Source organism: Aquincola tertiaricarbonis, from assembly GCF_000969605.1.
Classification (GTDB): domain Bacteria; phylum Pseudomonadota; class Gammaproteobacteria; order Burkholderiales; family Burkholderiaceae_C; genus Aquincola; species Aquincola tertiaricarbonis.
In genome coordinates this window covers 18283-34690 of the sequence record NZ_JZUE01000019.1, presented here as the reverse complement: position 1 = coordinate 34690, position 16408 = coordinate 18283, and the positions used below count along the sequence as shown (strand labels likewise).

The window sequence follows — 16408 nt, the reverse complement described above, 5'->3', positions numbered from 1 at the left end:
GCCAGTGCCGCGGCTTGGTGCGGTTCTTGATCCATCCCCGGCATGGTGGAAGACAGTACGGCGCCGCAACAGCGCATGGGCGACGCGCCGCAACGGGTGGTCAAGGTCCGGCGCGACTACAACAGCTGGGTCGGCAGCGAGACCATGGAGGACTATGCGCTGCGCTTCACCGCGCGCTCGTTCCGCAAGTGGTCGGAATGGCGGGTGGCCAACACCGCCTTCGGCGCCGCCTCCTTCCTGGTGCTGGAGGCGGTGGGCGCCACGCTGCTGGTGCAGTACGGCTTTGCCAGCGCCTTCTGGGCCATCCTGTGCACGGGGCTCATCATTTTCGCGGCCGGCCTGCCCATCAGCATCTACGCCGCCCGCTACGGCGTGGACATGGACCTGCTGACCCGTGGCGCCGGCTTCGGCTACATCGGCAGCACCATCACCTCGCTGATCTACGCCAGCTTCACCTTCATCTTCTTCGCGCTCGAGGCGGCGGTGATGGCCTATGCGCTGGACCTGGCCTTCGACATCCCGCCGGCCTGGGGCTACCTGATCTGCGCGCTGGTGGTCATTCCGCTGGTGACGCACGGCGTGACGATGATCAGCCGGCTGCAGGTGTGGACGCAGCCGCTGTGGCTGCTGATGCTGGTACTGCCCTTCGTCTACGTGTTCCATGCCTATCCCGGCGTGCTGAGCGAGCTGTCGGGCTACGGCGGCAGCCACGACACGCCGCACTTCAACCTGCTGGGCTTCGGCGCCGCGCTCACGGTGGGCATCGCGCTCATCACGCAGATGGGCGAGCAGGCCGACTACCTGCGCTTCATGCCCGAGCCCACCACGCCGCGCTCGCGCATGCGCTGGTGGGCGGGCGTGCTGGTGGGCGGGCCGGGTTGGGTGGTGCTGGGCGTGGTGAAGATGCTGGCCGGCACGCTGCTGGCGTACATCGCCATCTCGCACATGGTGCCGGCCGAGCGGGCGGTGGACCCCAACCAGATGTACGTCAACGCCTGGAACCTGGTGTTCCCGCACTACGGCTGGGCGGTGGCGGCCACGGCGCTGTTCGTCGTCATCTCGCAGCTCAAGATCAACGTCACCAACGCCTATGCCGGCTCGCTGGCCTGGAGCAACTTCTTCGCGCGGCTGACGCACAGCCACCCGGGGCGCGTGGTGTGGGTGGTGTTCAACACGCTGATCGCGCTGATGCTGATGGAGCTGGACGTGTTCCAGGCGCTCGGCCACGTGCTGGGCCTGTACTCCAACCTGGCCATCAGCTGGATGATGGCGGTGGTGGCCGACCTGGTGGTCAACAAGCCGATGGGCTGGAGCCCCAAGGGCATCGAGTTCAAGCGCGCATTCCTGTACGACGTGAACCCGGTGGGCGTGGGTGCGATGGGCATCGCCTCGGTGCTGTCGGTGGCGGCGCACATGGGCGCCTTCGGCGAGCTGGCGCAGGCCTTCTCGGCGGTGATCGCGATGGTCACGGCCTTCGTCGCCTCGCCGCTGATCGCCTGGGCCACTGGCGGGCGCTACTACCTGGCACGCCACGACGGCGCCGGCCCGCCACCGCCGGTGGTGCCGGGGCGGCGCATCTTCCGGCTGGTGCCCGAGGGCGGCAGCGCCGGGTCGCGGCCGGCGGCGCTGGCCGCCTACGGCCTGCAGCGCTGCTGCATCTGCGAGCGCGAATACGAGCACCCCGACATGGCGCAGTGCCCCGCCTACCAGGGGCCGATCTGCTCGCTGTGCTGCTCGCTCGACGCCCGCTGCGACGACCTGTGCAAGCCCGATGCGCGGCTGTCGGCGCAATGGGCGGCGCTGCTGCGCAAGCTCATGCCGCGGGCGCTGTGGCCATCGATCGACTCCGGCCTGGGCCACTACCTGATGGTCATGCTGATGGTGGTGCCGGTGCTGGCGCTGCTGTTCGGCGCGCTCTATGCACATGAACTGCGGCTGCTGGGCGAGGCCGGCGTGGCGGTGCAGCCGGCGCTGCGGCTGGGCTTCGTCAAGGCCTTCGCGGCGCTGCTGCTGGTCTCGGGCATCGTGGCCTGGTGGCTGGTGCTCACGCACAAGAGCCGGCAGGTGGCGCAGGAGGAATCCAACCGCCAGACGCAGGCGCTGCACGAGCAGACGCAGGCCCTGCAGCGCGAAGCCGAATCCCACCGCCGCACCGACGCCGCGCTGCAGGAGGCCAAGCGCGCCGCCGATGCGGCCAACCAGGCCAAGAGCCGCTACATCACCACCATCAGCCATGAGCTGCGCACGCCGCTCAACAGCATCCTGGGCTATGCGCAGCTGCTGGAGGAGGACGAGGCCATGCCCGAGCACCGCAAGCGTGCGGTGAGCGTGATCCGCCGCGGCGGCGACCACCTGCTGAGCCTGATCGAGGGCACGCTGGACATCGCGCGCATCGAGGGCGGCAAGTTCAACCTCAGCCCGCAGCCGATGCGCTTCCGCGAATGCGTGCACGAGCTGTCGCGCCTGTTCGAGCTGCAGGCCGCCGGCAAGGGCATCGCCTTCGAGCCGCAGATCGCCGACAGCCTGCCCGACGTGGTGCGCGCCGACGAGAAGCGGCTGCGGCAGATCCTGATCAACGTGCTGGGCAATGCGGTGAAGTTCACCGCGCAGGGCCGCGTGGCCTTCCGCGTGACCTGGGCGCGGGAGCTGGCGCGGTTCGAGATCGAGGACTCCGGCCCCGGCATGAGCGACGCCGAGCTGGAGCGGGTGTTCGAGCCCTTCATGCGCGGCTCGGCCGCCGGCATGTCGGCCAGCGGCGGCACCGGCCTGGGCCTGACCATCGCCAAGATGCTGACCGACCTGATGGGCGGCGAGATGACCGTCAAGAGCCAGCTGGGCGCGGGCAGCAAGTTCACCATCCGCCTGTTCCTGCCGGAGATGCGCGCCGCGCTGGCGATGCCGGCCATCGTGCAGCAGCGCCGCACCGGCTACGTCGGGCCGCGCCGCAAGGTGCTGGTGGTGGACAACGAGGAGCTGGACCGCGGCTTCCTGGCCAGCGTGCTGGAGCCGCTGGGCTTCGAGGTGGCGCAGGCCGCTTCGGGCGAGGAAGCGCTGGCGCGGGTGGAAGGCCTGGCGCCCGACGTCATCCTGATGGACCTGGCCATGCCCGGCATCGACGGCTGGGAGACCCTGCGCCGGCTGCGCGCGCAGGGCCTGAGCGCGGCGCCGGCGGCCATCGTCTCGGCCAATGCCTTCGACAAGGGGCTGGAGAACGACGTGGGCATCGCGCCCGAGGACTTCATGGTCAAGCCGGTGCGGGTGGGCGAGCTGCTGGACTGGCTGGGCCGGCGGCTGCAGCTGCAGTGGATCGACGTGTCGGCGGCCTCTTCGGTGCCGCGGGTGCTGGAGGCCGCGCCGGCCGCGCCGCCGCCCGACGACGGTGGCAGCGTGCCCCTGCCGCCGCGTGCGCAGCTGGAGGAACTCGACAAGCTCGTGAACCTGGGCTACGTGCGCGGCATCGTGCGCAAGCTCGACGAGATCGAGGCCGCGCATGCCGGCTCGGCCCGCTTCGTCGCGCGCATGCGTGCGCTGGCGCAAGGTTTCCAGCTGGATGCCATGCACACTGCGGTGCGGGAGGGCTTGGCGATGGAAGTTTCTGAGCGGCCGGGTGCCCGGCCCGCGGACGTGTCATGACAGTGCAGACGAGTGCCTTCGACCGGGCCGCCGGCGACGTGGTGCTGATCGTCGACGACCAGCCCGACAACCTGTCGATGCTGCACGACGCGCTGGACGAGAGCGGCTACACCGTGCTGGTGGCCACCCATGGCGAAGGCGCGCTGCAGCGCGCGGCGCAGGCGCAGCCCGACATCGTGCTGCTCGACGCGATGATGCCGGGCATGGACGGCTTCGAGGTGGCGCGCCGCCTCAAGGCCGACCCGGCCACGGCGGCCATCCCCATCGTCTTCATGACCGGCCTGACCGAGACCGAGCATGTGCTGGCCGCGTTTGCCGCCGGCGGGGTGGACTACGTCACCAAGCCCATCCGCCCGCGCGAGGTGCTGGCCCGGCTGGCGGCCCATGTGAACAACGCGCGGCAGGCGCACCAGGCCCGCAATGCGCTCGATGCCTTCGGCCATGCCACGCTGGTGGTGCGCGCGGGCGACGGCCGGCTGGTGTGGCAGACCGCGCTGGCGCGGCAGATGCTGCAGCAATGGTTCGGCGGCGACAGCCCCTGGACGCCGCCGCCGCTGCTGGACTGGGTGCGCCAGCAGGTGGCCGCCGGCGCGGTGGGCAGCGCCTCGCAGGCCGGCTCGCTGGTGCAGGGCGCGCGGCGGCTGCACTTCACGCTGCACGAGAGCACCGGCGAGGACGAATGGCTGATCGTGCTGCGCGAGGCCAACGACGCCGCGATGCTGGAAGGCATGATGCTCGCCTTCAAGCTCACCGCACGGGAGGCCGAGGTGCTGTACTGGGTCGTCAAGGGCAAGACCAACCGCGACGTGGGCGACATCCTCGGCGCCAGCGCCGCCACGGTGAAGAAGCACCTGGAACGGGTGTACGAGAAGCTGGGCGTCGAGACCCGCACCGCCGCCGCCGCGCTGGCCATCCAGCGCGTGCGGCAGCTGGGGCGCTGAGGCGGGCATCGGCGCACACACGCATGCGGCTCAAGCACATCGAGGTCTTCAACGCCATCATGCTCACCGGCAGTGCCAGCGCCGCGGCGCGGCTGCTGCACGTGACGCAGCCGGCCATCACCCAGGCGCTGCAGCATGCCGAGCTGCAGCTGGGCTATTCGCTCTTCACCCGCCAGCGCAACCGGCTGGTGCCCACGCACGAGGCGCAGTCGCTGTACCCCGAGGTGCAGCGGCTGATGTCGCAGCTGGAATCGGTGCGGCGCATCGCCACCGCGCTGGGCAGCGGCGAGGACAGCGAGCTGCGCATCCTGATCGTGCCTTCGCTGGCGGTGCATGTGCTGCCGGCGGCGCTCAAGCGCTTCAGGCGCCGGCACCCGAAGCGGCCGGTGTCGATCCAGACGCTGCACACCCGCGAGATCGCCCGCGCCATCGCGCTGCAGGAGGGCGACGTCGGCATCGTCTACGGCAGCCTGGGCCACCCGGCGGTGCATGAGGAGCGGGTGGCCACCGGCCGGCTGGTGTGCGTCACGCCGCAGGGCGAGCGTGCCGACCGCCGCACCACGGTGGCGCTGGAGGACGTGGTGCGCACGCCCTTCATCCGCATCGACGAGCGCGACCCGGTAGGCGCCATGCTGGCCGACCAGTGGAACCGGCTGGGCCACACGCCGGCGCCGGGCATCACGGTGCAGACGCACCACATCGCGATGCTGCTGGCCGAGCAGGGCTTCGGACCGGCCATCATCGACTCCTTCACCGCGCACGACAGCCGCAGCCGCAGCCTGCATGTGCGCACGCTGCTGCCCGAGGTACCGGTGGAGGTGCGCGCGCTGCTGCCGCAGGGCCTGCGCTCGCCGCAGCCGGTGGCGGATTTCATCGAGGCCTTCGGTGCCGCGGCGGGCGCGGCGGCCTGATTCAGCGGGGCGGTTTCAGGCGCGGTCGGTGGGCTGCACTTCGGCCAGGCTGTCGCAGCCGCTGCCGGCGGCAATCCAGCGCAGGGCCATGTGCCGGGCCACCGGTGCCAGCCAGCGCAGCAGCCGAGGCAGGTGGCGTGCGGTGTGCGACACCATGCCGCAGCGGTAGCGGCCCTGTTGCCACACCAGCGCCCGGCAGCGGCCGGTGCGGCGGCGGCTCACCAGCATGCCCACCGGGCAGGGCTCGGCCGCGCAGCACACGCCGCAGCCATTGCAGGGCTGGCCGGCGGCGGGCTTGGTCGGTGCATCGCTGCGCAGCATGAACACGCGGGTCATGGCGCGCATCATCGGCCGCCCGTGGCCGGGCCGGCGTCGGGAAAAGCGGGCTGCGCCAGGGCCTGCTCCGGCGGCTGGGCCGACAATGCGGCCCATGAATGCCGACGCCATCGTCCATCTGCTACGCCAGCGCCTGCCCAACCTGATGGCGGTGTACGCCTTCGGCAGCCGCATCCAGGGCACCGCCGATGCGGACAGCGACCTCGACCTGGCCGTGCTGGTGCCGGGTTATGCCGAGCCGGTGGCCTTGTGGTCGCTGGCCAGCGAGGTGGCGGACGTGGCGGGCTGCCATGTCGACCTGCTGGACATGCGTGCTGCCTCCACCGTGATGCAGCACCAGGTGCTGACCACGGGCGTGACCTGGTGGCGGCGCGACGACGACGTCATGATGTGGGAGGCGGCCATGCTGAACGAGATGCTGGCGCTGGACGAAGCGCGCGCGCCGCTGATGGCAGACATCCTTCGTCGGGGCAGCGTCTATGGCCAATGAGGTCCTGCTGAACAAGGCTGCTGCGATCGAGCGCTGCGTGCGCCGTGCGCGGGAGGAATACGAGCGCGGCCCAGACAGCTTCGCCACCGATTTCACCCGCCAGGACGCCGCCATCCTCAACATCCAGCGCGCTTGCGAGGCCGCGCTGGACATGGGGCAGCACCTGGTCCGGCGCGACCAACTTGGCCTGCCGCAGAGTGCGCGTCAGGTCTTCGACCTGCTGGCTCGGGCCGGCCATATCGATGTGGCGCTGGCGGACGCGATGAAGCGCATGGTCGGCTTCCGCAACATCGCGGTGCACGAGTACCAGAAGCTTCAGTTGCCGATCACGGTGGCCATCATCCGCGACCACCTCGACGAATTTCTCCGGTACAGCCGGGCGCTGATCCAGCGCGACGAGCCGGCCGCCTGAGCACGGCGCTCAGCCCGTCACCCGGAACGCCGTCGGATCCACCGCCGGCTCGCGGCCCTCCATCAAATCGGCCAGCAGGCTGGCGCTGCCGCAGGACAGGGTAAGGCCCAGCGCGCCGTGGCCGGCGTTCAGCCACAGGCCGGGCCAGCGGGTGGCGCCCACCTGCGGCCGGCCGCTCGGCGTGGCCGGCCGCAGGCCGGTCCAGGGCTGCGGATCGTCGAAGCTGCAGGCGCCGGGGAAGGTCTCCCGCACCGCCTGGCACAGCGCCTCGATGCGCGCCGGCGGTAGCACGCGGCTCATGCCGATCAGCTCGGCAAAGCCCGCCACGCGCAGCCGGTCGCCCAGCCGGGCATGGACGAGCTTCCGGCCGTTGTCGGTGATGCTCACGCGCGGCGCGGCGGCGTCGTCCACGATGGGCAATGAGACGCTGTAGCCCTTGATCGGCTCGATGGGCGGCCGTGCGCCCAGCGGCTTGAGCAACTGCACCGTGGCCGGGCCGGCCGCCATCACGATGGCGTCGGCCTCGATGCGCTCGCCGCCCGCCAGCTCGGCCGCCACCACGCGGCCGGCGGCATCACGCACCAGCCGCTGCACCGGGCGGCCCAGCCGCAGCGCGGCACCGCTGGCCTGGGCCAGCAGCACGGCCAGCCGGGCGGCGTCGATCACTTCCTCGGTGGCCGTCCACACGCCGAAGGCGATGGGCCCGCCGCCGGTGGCCGCCAGTGCGGGCTCCAACCGCCGCACTTCGTCGGCGCCGACGATGGCCTGCGCGCAGCCCCAGGCACGCTGCCACTCGATCTGCCGCTGCACGCCGGCCAGCGCCTCGGGCTTGCGGTAGATCACCAGCTTGCCGGTCTGCGTATGGCGCGTGGCCTCGGCGCTGCCCGGCAAGCCGGCCAGCCAGCGGTGCAGCGTGCGGCGGCTCTCCGCGGCCAGCGACAGCAGCTGCTCGCTGGTGCGGCGCACGGTGGGCCACTGGCAGGCCGCGACGAACTCGCTCAGCCAGCGGGCATGGCTGAAGCGCGGCTGCGGCCGCCAGCGCAGCGGGCTGTCGGGCAGCAGCAACCACTTGGGCAGGTTCTTCAGTGCGTCGGGCGTGGCCAGCGGCTCCACATAGCTGTAGCTCAGCTGCGCCCCGTTGCCCAGGCTTTCGCCGCGGCCGGGCTGCGCATGGGCGTCCACCAGCGTCACGCGCCAGCCGCGCTCGGCCAGGGCATGGGCGGTGGCCGCGCCCACGATGCCGGCGCCGATGACGCAGGCATGGCGCGGCCCCGCCAGGGCGGTCGGGCTTGTCATCGCAGGGCTCCTCAGGCGGTCATGACGACGCGCTGGGCCATCGACCAGGCTACGGCCTGGCGGGCCAGCGCGTCGGTGGCGTCGATCACCGGCACCGGTGCCGAGCGTTCGTCCACCACGAGCGGGATCTCGGTGCAGCCCAGCACCAGCGCCCGCGCACCGCGACGCGCCAGGGCCTCGGCCACCGGCTGCAGCAGCGCGCGGGCTTCGGGCAGCCGGCCCGACTTGACCGCGCCGATGCCGGGCATCACGCCCTGCAGCATCTCGGCTGCGGTGGGCATCAGCCACTGCAGGCCGCTGCCCTCGGGCGTGCGGTTGGGATAGAGGCCGGAGGCGATGGTGGCGTCGGTGGCCAGCAGGCCGATGCGCGCGCCGCGGCCGATGCGCTGCACGCATTCGGCCAGCGCCGCATCCACCAGGTGCAGCATCGGCAGGCCCAGTGCGGGCGCCAGCGCCTCCCACCACAGGTGGGCGGTGTTGCAGGGCATCACCACCAGGCCGGCACCGGCGTCCACCAGGCGGCGCCCGCTGGCCACCATCGCGGCCAGCGGTGAATCGCCCTCGCCGCGGAAGGCGGCGGTGCGGTCGGCCACCTGCGGGATGCTGCTCACCACCACCGGCACATGCTCCTGGTCGGTGGTGGCGGGCGTGGCCTCGATCATCTTGCGCATGAAGTCGATGGTGGCCAGCGGCCCCATGCCGCCCAGCACCCCCACCACGCCCAGGCCTTCGCTCATCACGCGCTCACAGGGCCGGCTTGTCCGACAGGGCCTTGAGGTTGTCGGCCAGCTCCTTGCTCATCGGGGCGGCCAGGTTGATGCCCTTCGGCGGGATCGGCGACTGGAACCACTTCTTGTAGAGCGTCTCGAATTCGCCGCTCTTCATCATGCCGGCCAGGGTGTCGTCCACCAGCTTCTTGAAGGGCGCGTCGTCCTTGCGCACCATGATGGCGTAGGGCTCCACCTGCAGCGCCTCGCCCACCACGGCCAGTTCGGCCGGGTTCTGCGCGCCGGCACGCAGGCCGTACAGCAGGATGTCGTCCATGCCGAAGGCCTCGGCGCGGCCGCTCTGCACCATCAGCGCGGACTCGGCATGGTCCTTGGCGGCCAGCAGCTCGAAGCCCAGGTTCTGCTCGGTATTGAGCCGGCGCAGCAACTGGTAGTTGGTGGTGCCGGTGGTGGACACCACCTTCTTGCCCTTCAGGTCGGCGATGGACTTGATGCCCGAATCCGCCTTCACCAGGAAGCGCGTGCCGGTGTAGAAGTAGTTGATGGCGAAGGCCACCTGCTTGCCGCGGTCGGAATTGTTGGTGGTGGAGCCGCACTCGATGTCGATGGTGCCGTTGGCCAGCAGCGGAATGCGGTTCTGCGAGGTCACGGCCTGGGTGTTGACCTTCAGGTCGGCACGGCCGGTGGCCTTCTTCACCTCGGCCACCACGCGCTGGCAGATCTCCCAGCCGAAGCCTACCGGCTGCGTGTCGCCGCCGAGGTAGGAGAAGGGGATCGACGACTCGCGGTAGGACACCGTCATGGCGCCGCTGGCCTTGATCTTGTCGAGCGTGAGCGGGGTCTGGGCACCGGCGGTGCCGCACAACGCGGCGGCGGTGGCGATGGCAAGGGCCAGGCGGGACGAAGTGCGCATGCGGGAGATCCTTTCGGTGCCGACAGGGGGCGGGTGAACAACGAGCCCCGATGCTAGGGACCCCGTTCCACCTGCGGCATCGTGAATTGCCCGCAGGGCATAAGCCCCGCTTATGGCGCGGCGCGGCGGCGCCGGCTCAGGGCTGTGCGGCGGTGCGGATCTTCTGCAGCCGCGGCGACGGCTGCGTCACCCGTGCGTCGAACGGATGGGCCAGCGCGCCCACCACGCCCAGCACCCGCTTCACGTAGGCGCGGGTCTCGTTGTAGGGCGGCACGCCCTGGTACCGCTCGACCGTGCCTTCGCCAGCGTTGTAGGCGGCGGCCACCAGGCTGACGTCGCCCTCGAAGTAGGCCAGCAGCCAGCGCAGGTACGCCAGCCCGCCGCGGATGTTCTGCTTGGGGTCGAAGGCGTTCTTCACCCGGAAGCGCTCGGCGGTCTCGGGGATCAGCTGCATCAGGCCCATCGCGTTCTTGGGCGACAGCGCCTGCGCATCGAAGTTGGACTCCGCCTTGATGATGGCCAGCGCCAGCCCCGGGTTGACGTCGAACTCGGGCGCCATCTTCATCACCATCTCGACGATGGGCTGGGGCGAGCTGGCCTTCAGGCGCTCGATGGCGGCGGCGGAGGCCGCGGCCGCTTCCGCCGCGGCGGCCACGGCGGGATCGACCATCGGCGGCGGCGGGTCCCTCAGGCACTCGGGCTGCACCGGCGCGGCGCCGCCCAGCAGCCGCAGCTGGTTGGGGGCCTGCGGAATGCCCTGTGCGGCGGCGGCCTCGAACAGCCAGGCGGCCCAGCCGTCCTGGCGCTCCACGCCGCGGCCATGGGCGTACATCCAGCCGAGGTGGAACTGCGATTCGGCATCGCCCAGCTTGGCGGCGCGACAGTACAGCGCGGCGGCAAAGCCGGGATCGCGCGGCAGGCCGTTGCCGGTCTCGTGGCGCTGGGCGTCGGCACGCAGCATGGCCACCAGCTCCTCGTCGGCGCCCGGCGCCGCCGCCTGCCCGGACGCGGCCATGGCCTGCGCCGCCGCGGCCGCGACCAGCAGCACGGTGCCGGCCAGCACGCGCAGCGCCGCACCGCGGCCAGCGGCACGGACGGGGAGGCGTGGAATGACGTACTTCACGTGAGGCGGCGGTTTCGTCAGCGGACCCGCGATTGAAGGCCATGCGAACCGGGGCGTCGACCCCGACCTTGAGGGGATTGCCTTCTGCTGCGCACCGCGGCGGTGCATGTGCGAAGCGTCTCAAGCGCCGGCCTGGCCGCGCCGAAGTAACAGGCCACCCTGCCGTCTTCGGGATCGTTGTCATGAATGTCCGACTGCCGCCGCTCGACCTGTTCTGGTCCCAGGCCTGGAACGCCTTCGGCCCCTACCTGGTGCCCACGCTGATCGCGGCGGCCTTGCTGGTGTTGCTGTTGCTGCTGGGCCGCAAGGACGGCGCCGACGGCCATGCGCCGCCGAGCGCCGGCTCGCGCACTAAGGACATCGCCCGGCCGGCCCGCCCGGCGGAGGTGATTCCCCATGCCGCCGCACCGGCCGCCAGCCCCGCGCCACTCGTGGCGACCCCGCGCCCCGCGCCGGCAGCCCCGCCCGCACCGGCCCCCGCGCTGCTCGTCGTCGACGATTCCGCCGTGGTGCGCGCCAAGCTGCGCAAGCTGCTGGAAGGCGCCGGCTACCGCGTGGTGCTGGCCCATGACGGACAGCAGGCCTTGGCGGCCTTGCCGGGCGAGTTCTTCTCGCTGCTGATCACCGACCTGGAGATGCCGAACATGGGCGGTCTGGAGCTGATCGCCAGCGTGCAGGGCAGCCTGGAGACCGAGGACCTGCCCATCATCGCCATCACCGGCCATGACGAGCTGCAGGCCCATGTGCGGGACTGCCAGGGCCTGTACGGCCTGTTCCGCAAGCCCTGGAACGACCGCGAGCTGCTGCGCCGGGTGGAGGCGCTGGTGGCCCTGCGGGCCCGGCCGGCGCAGCCCCGCGCAGTGCCCGAGCCGGCCCTGCACTGAAGCCGCCAACCGCGGCGGGCTTCAGCCGGCGTGCCGCACACGCAGCAGGCTGAGCAGTCCCGCCGCGGCCGCGAAGCCGGCCGCCAGGGCCAGCGCAACCACTGCCCCGCGGCCGTCCTGCGCGCCCAGCAGGCTGAAGATGCCAGCCAGCAGCACCGCGCCCAGCGTCTGCCCCGTCAGCCGCGCGGTGCCCAGCATGCCGCTGGCCGCGCCCGAGCGCCGCGGCGGCGCCGAGGTGACGATGGTGTGGTTGTTGGGTGACTGGAACAGCCCGAAGCCCGCGCCGCACAGCAGCATGCGCCAGACGATGTCGGCATCCGACGGGACGGCCGGCAGCGCCGCCAGCAGCCCCAGGCCCAGGGCCATCAGCGCCAGGCCGATGCCGCCCAGCAGCCCGTTGTGGAAGCGGCCGATCAGCCGCCCGGCTATCGGTGCCACCACCACGATGGCCAGCGGCCAGGCGGTGATGAGCAGCCCGGCCGCCAGGTGGCTGCGGCCCAGGCCGTCCAGCAGCAGGAAGGGCAGCGCGATGAAGGCCAGCATCTGCGCCGCGAAGGCGCACACCGAGGTGCCGATGGACAGCCGGAACAGCGGGATGCGCAGCAGGTCGATGGGCATCAGCGGCGCCGGCTGGTGCCATTGCCGGCGCAGATAGAAGGCGCCCAGCAGCAGCCCGGCCCCCAGCAGCCCCAGGCCCTGCGCCAGGCTGCCGCCGGCAGCGCCGTGGCGGGCGCCCAGCAGGTCGGCGCCCAGGAACACCAGGCTGAACATCGCGATGTTGAGCAGCACGTCCAGCGGCGCGGGCGCGGCCGGCGCGGGATGTTCCGGCGTGGGCGCCGGGTTGTGCGGCAGCACCCGGTAGCCCAGGAAGATGACCAGCAGCCCCAGCGGGATGTTCAGCACGAACAGCGCCGGCCAGGGCGCCACCGAGAGGATGGCCGCCGCCACCGTCGGCCCGGCCACCGAGGCGCCGGCCACCGTCAGCGAGTTGATGGCCACGCCGCGCCCCAGCATCGCCTTGGGGTAGATCTGCCGCACCAGCGCGGTGTTGACGCTCATGATCCCGGCCGCGCCCATGCCCTGCACCACGCGCGCCAGCGCCAGCGCCCACAGGCTGCCGCTCAGCAGGCAGGCCAGCGATGCGGCGGTGAACACCGCCACGCCGGCGAAGTACACGCGGCGGTAGCCGATGCGGTCGCCCAGCGTGGCCAGCGGCAGCAGCAGCGCCAGCGTGGCCAGCTGGTAGCCGTTGACCACCCACACCGCCTGCGCGGCGGTGGCGTTCAGGTCGCGGGCGATGCCGGGTAGCGCGAGGTTGACGATGGTGCCGTCCAGCACCGCCAGCACCAGCCCCAGGATGATGGCGGCCATGGCATGGGTGCGGGCGGGCGGGGGCAGACCATCCGATACGAGCATGTAACCTGCGTGGCGGCCAGGAAGGCGGCATGGAAAGGGGCACCGATCCTAGCCGCCGCACCATGCCGCTGCCCGCGCACGGGCTTGCCGTTTGCTCAAGCCAGGCTTCGCCGGGCGGCCCCCTCACAATCGACGACACCGGACGCCACGCAGTCCATTCCAGGCCCGGGTCCAGGAGCTTCCATGACCATCGTCACCCACACCACCCAACCATTCGACGGACAGAAACCGGGCACCTCCGGGCTGCGCAAGAAGGTCACCGTCTTCCAGCAGCCGCGTTATCTCGAGAACTTCGTGCAGGCGCTGTTCGATGGCCTGGAGGGGGCGCAGGGCAGCACGCTGGTGCTGGGGGGTGACGGCCGCTTCCACAACCGCCAGGCGGTGCAGGTCATCCTGCGCATGGCGGCGGCCCATGGCTTCGGCCGCGTGCTGCTGGGGCAGGGCGGCATCCTGTCCACGCCCGCGGCCAGCTGCGTGATCCGCGCCCGCGGTGCCTATGGCGGCATCGTGCTGTCGGCCAGCCACAACCCGGGCGGCGCCGATGGCGACTTCGGCATCAAGTACAACGTGGGCAACGGCGGCCCGGCGCCCGAAAAGATCACCGACGGCATCCACGCCCGCACGCAGCAGATCACGCAGTACCGCATCAGCGACGCGGCCGACATCGACATCGACACCCTGGGCGAGCAGCGCATCGAAGGCATGGTGGTGGAGGTCATCGACCCGGTGGCCGACTATGCGGCGCTGATGGCCGAGTGCTTCGACTTCGATGCCATCCGCAAGCTGTTTGCCGGCGGCTTCCGCATGCGCTACGACGCCATGTGGGCGGTGGGCGGCCCCTATGCCAAGGCGCTGATCGAAGGCGTGCTGGGCGCGCCCGCCGGCACGGTGGTGAACGCCGAGCCGAAGGAGGACTTCGGCGGCCTGCATCCCGACCCCAACCCGGTGAATGCCGAGGACCTGATCGCCCACATGGCGGCGGCCGACGCGCCCGACTTCGGCGCTGCGTCGGACGGCGATGCCGACCGCAACATGATCGTGGGCCGCAACTTCCCCGTGGCGCCGTCGGACAGCCTGGCCCTGCTGGCCGCGCATGCCACCGTGGCGCCGCGTTATGCCGACGGCATCGCCGGCATCGCCCGCTCCATGCCCACCTCGATGGCCGCCGACCGCGTGGCCGCGGCGCTGGGCGTGCCCTGCTACGAGACGCCCACCGGCTGGAAGTTCTTCGGCAACCTGCTGGACGCCGGCAAGGTGACGCTGTGCGGCGAGGAGAGCTACGGCACCGGCTCCGACCATGTGCGTGAGAAGGACGGCCTGTGGGCGGTGCTGTTCTGGCTCAACGTGCTGGCGGCCACCGGCCAGTCGGTGGAGCAGCTGGTGCGGTCGCACTGGGCGCAGTACGGCCGCAACTACTACTCCCGCCACGACTACGAAGGCATCGACACCGCCGCCGCCGACAAGCTGATGAGCGGCCTGCGCGCGCAGCTGCCGCAGCTGGCCGGCCAGGTGCTGGAAGGCCGCCGCGTGAGGCAGGCCGACGACTTCGGCTATGTGGACCCGGTGGACGGCAGCAAGTCGGCCAAGCAGGGCGTGCGCATCCTGTTCGACGATGGCTCGCGGGTGGTGTTCCGCCTGTCGGGCACCGGCACCGAAGGCGCCACGCTGCGGGTGTACCTGGAGCGCTACGAGGCCAACGTGGCCCGGCAGGGCGAGGACACCCAGGCCGCGCTGGCGCCGCTGATCGCGGTGGCGCGCAACGTGGCCCGCATCGCCGAGATCACCGGCCGCAAGACGCCGACGGTGGTCACCTGACCGGTTGGACGCCGGCCTGCAAGCCGGCCTGCGCATCGGCCACCAGCAGCCGGTGGTAGAAGGCCACCAGCTCGGCCAGGTTGCTGGTTGAGATGCGCTCGTTGGTGCCGTGGAAGCGCGGCAGGTCCTCGGCCCGGGCGCGCACCGGCGAGAAGCGGTAGACCTGGTCCGCCAGCCCCAGCAGGTGGCGTGAGTCGGTGGCGCCGATCATCAGCCCTGGCGCCACCACCGTGCCCGGAAACAGCTCGCGCACGGTGCGTTCGATCAGCCGGTAGCTCGGTGACTCGACGGGCGAGACCGGCGAGGCTTCCGACTGCATGCCCGGCGCCGTCGCCACCTCCACCGCCGGATTCGCCACCACCTGGCGCGCATGGTCCACCGCCGCGGCCACGGTGTCGCCCGGCAGCAGCCGCACGTTGACGTTGGCGGTGGCCTCGCCCGGCAGCACATTGGCCTTGTTGCCGGCGGCCACCACCGTCAGCGCGCTGGTGCTGCGCAGCATCGCATTGGTGCTGGGGCCCTGCTCCAGCTGGTGGCGCACCAGCGGGCCGAACAGCCACAGGTTGGACAGCACCACCCGCATCGGCGCCGACATCTCCGGCGCGATGCGCGCGAACATCTCCGCCGCCACGCCGCGGATGCCGGCCGGCATCGGCTGCGATTCGATGCGCTGCAGCGCCTGCGCCAGCGTGCCGATGGCCGTGGCCGGCGGCGGCATCGACGCATGCCCGGGCGTGCCATGCGTGGTCAGCTGCAGGTTGACGTAGCCCTTCTCCGCCACGCCCACCAGCGCCAGCGGCGCATCCAGGCCCTTGAGCACGCCGTCGGTGATGAGCAGGCCTTCGTCGATGACGAAGTCCAGCCGCACGCCGCGCGACTTCAGCAGCGCGGCGATCTGCGCGGCACCCCGCTCGCCGCCGGTCTCCTCGTCATGGCCGAAGGCCAGGTACAGCGTGCGGCGCGGGCGAAAGCCCTGGCGCGCCAGCAGCTCCACCGCTTCCATCATCGCCACCAGGTTGCCCTTGTCGTCCCAGGCGCCGCGGCCCCACACGAATCCGTCGCGCACGGTGCCGGCGAAGGGCTCGGCCTGCCAGTCGCGCTCGGTGTTGGGTGCGATGGGCACCACGTCCTGGTGGGCCATCAGCATCATCGGCCGCACGCCGGCATCGGTGCCCGGCCAGGTGTAGAGCAGGCTGTAGCCGCCCACGGTCTCCCGGCGCAGCGCGGCGTGGGCCTGCGGATAGCTGGCGGCCAGCCAGTCGTGCAGCTTCAGGTACTCGGCCGCGGCTGCATCGGGCTGGCCGTCGACGGACACGGTGCGCAGCCGCACCGCGGCGGCCAGGCGGCCGGCCACGGCCTGCGCATCCACCGCCACCGGCGCCACGGCCGGCACCGCCACCTGGCGCGAGGGCTGGCGCCAGGTGTTCAGGGCCAGGATCAAGGCCAGCAGCCCGAGGGCCCCGGCCAGCGCGGCGGCGGCTCGGGCCAGCAGGCGGCGTCGCATCGGTGG

The 16408-nt window shown here is 71.8% G+C and carries 14 protein-coding genes; 7 read left to right on the top strand and 7 right to left on the bottom strand.

Translation table 11 applies throughout. The features are described from left to right. Positions 1 to 42 precede the first annotated feature (42 nt). The 3 genes from VO99_RS19740 to VO99_RS19730 are packed head-to-tail and all read left to right on the top strand — an operon-like array spanning position 43 to position 5485. A complete protein-coding gene (locus VO99_RS19740) occupies positions 43 to 3633 on the top strand; it encodes an ATP-binding protein (protein ID WP_046114639.1) in 3591 nt (1196 codons plus the stop codon). Next, positions 3630 to 4574, top strand: coding sequence for a response regulator transcription factor (locus VO99_RS19735; RefSeq protein WP_046114638.1), 945 nt, complete (start codon positions 3630 to 3632; stop codon positions 4572 to 4574). Before VO99_RS19740 ends, VO99_RS19735 begins: the two co-directional genes overlap by 4 nt. Before the next feature lie 23 nt (positions 4575 to 4597). Next, positions 4598 to 5485, top strand: coding sequence for a LysR family transcriptional regulator (locus VO99_RS19730; protein ID WP_046114637.1), 888 nt, complete (start codon positions 4598 to 4600; stop codon positions 5483 to 5485). Between the two features lie 15 nt (positions 5486 to 5500). On the opposite strand, the gene VO99_RS19725 is transcribed toward VO99_RS19730, so the two are convergent. Then, positions 5501 to 5821 carry a hypothetical protein gene (locus VO99_RS19725; protein WP_052736477.1) on the bottom strand — a complete coding sequence of 107 codons (321 nt, stop codon included), beginning with the start codon at positions 5819 to 5821 and terminating at the stop codon, positions 5501 to 5503. A gap of 94 nt (positions 5822 to 5915) precedes the next feature. On the opposite strand from VO99_RS19725, the gene mntA reads away from it, so the two are divergent. Further along, positions 5916 to 6311 carry a type VII toxin-antitoxin system MntA family adenylyltransferase antitoxin gene (gene mntA / locus VO99_RS19720; RefSeq protein ID WP_046114636.1) on the top strand — a complete coding sequence of 132 codons (396 nt, stop codon included), beginning with the start codon at positions 5916 to 5918 and terminating at the stop codon, positions 6309 to 6311. Continuing rightward, positions 6301 to 6723, top strand: a complete 423-nt coding sequence (gene hepT / locus VO99_RS19715; RefSeq protein ID WP_046114635.1) for a type VII toxin-antitoxin system HepT family RNase toxin — start codon at positions 6301 to 6303, stop codon at positions 6721 to 6723. The genes mntA and hepT overlap by 11 nt, the downstream gene beginning before the upstream one ends. 9 nt (positions 6724 to 6732) lie before the next feature. Here the strand turns inward: hepT and VO99_RS19710 are convergent, their stop codons facing one another. From VO99_RS19710 to VO99_RS19695, 4 genes are all read right to left on the bottom strand, one after another. Beyond that, the gene (locus VO99_RS19710) at positions 6733 to 8019 is read right to left on the bottom strand and encodes an FAD-dependent oxidoreductase (protein ID WP_046114634.1); all 1287 of its coding nucleotides are present in this window, start codon (positions 8017 to 8019) and stop codon (positions 6733 to 6735) included. Between the two features lie 11 nt (positions 8020 to 8030). Then, positions 8031 to 8756 (bottom strand): cysteate racemase, encoded by a 726-nt coding sequence (gene cuyB / locus VO99_RS19705; RefSeq protein ID WP_046114633.1) that lies wholly within the window; start codon positions 8754 to 8756, stop codon positions 8031 to 8033. A 7-nt stretch (positions 8757 to 8763) separates the two neighbouring features. Next, the gene (locus VO99_RS19700; RefSeq protein WP_046114632.1) at positions 8764 to 9660 is read right to left on the bottom strand and encodes an amino acid ABC transporter substrate-binding protein; all 897 of its coding nucleotides are present in this window, start codon (positions 9658 to 9660) and stop codon (positions 8764 to 8766) included. A gap of 136 nt (positions 9661 to 9796) precedes the next feature. Then, entirely contained in the window at positions 9797 to 10783 is a 987-nt protein-coding gene (locus VO99_RS19695; RefSeq protein ID WP_232315431.1) for a lytic transglycosylase domain-containing protein, read from the bottom strand. Positions 10784 to 10965: 182 nt separating this feature from the next. On the opposite strand from VO99_RS19695, the gene VO99_RS19690 reads away from it, so the two are divergent. Continuing rightward, positions 10966 to 11667 carry a response regulator gene (locus VO99_RS19690; protein ID WP_046114631.1) on the top strand — a complete coding sequence of 234 codons (702 nt, stop codon included), beginning with the start codon at positions 10966 to 10968 and terminating at the stop codon, positions 11665 to 11667. Between the two features lie 21 nt (positions 11668 to 11688). On the opposite strand, the gene VO99_RS19685 is transcribed toward VO99_RS19690, so the two are convergent. Then, positions 11689 to 13083 carry an MFS transporter gene (locus tag VO99_RS19685; protein WP_046114630.1) on the bottom strand — a complete coding sequence of 465 codons (1395 nt, stop codon included), beginning with the start codon at positions 13081 to 13083 and terminating at the stop codon, positions 11689 to 11691. 183 nt (positions 13084 to 13266) lie between these two features. Here VO99_RS19685 and VO99_RS19680 point away from each other — a divergent pair, with 183 nt between their 5' ends. Next, positions 13267 to 14898: an alpha-D-glucose phosphate-specific phosphoglucomutase gene (locus VO99_RS19680; RefSeq protein WP_046114629.1), complete on the top strand. Its 1632-nt coding sequence runs from the start codon at positions 13267 to 13269 to the stop codon at positions 14896 to 14898. Here VO99_RS19680 and VO99_RS19675 read toward each other — a convergent pair. Further along, positions 14891 to 16402, bottom strand: a complete 1512-nt coding sequence (locus VO99_RS19675; RefSeq protein WP_046114628.1) for a M20 family peptidase — start codon at positions 16400 to 16402, stop codon at positions 14891 to 14893. The two genes, VO99_RS19680 and VO99_RS19675, sit on opposite strands and share 8 nt — an antisense overlap. Between the last annotated feature and the right edge of the window lie 6 nt (positions 16403 to 16408).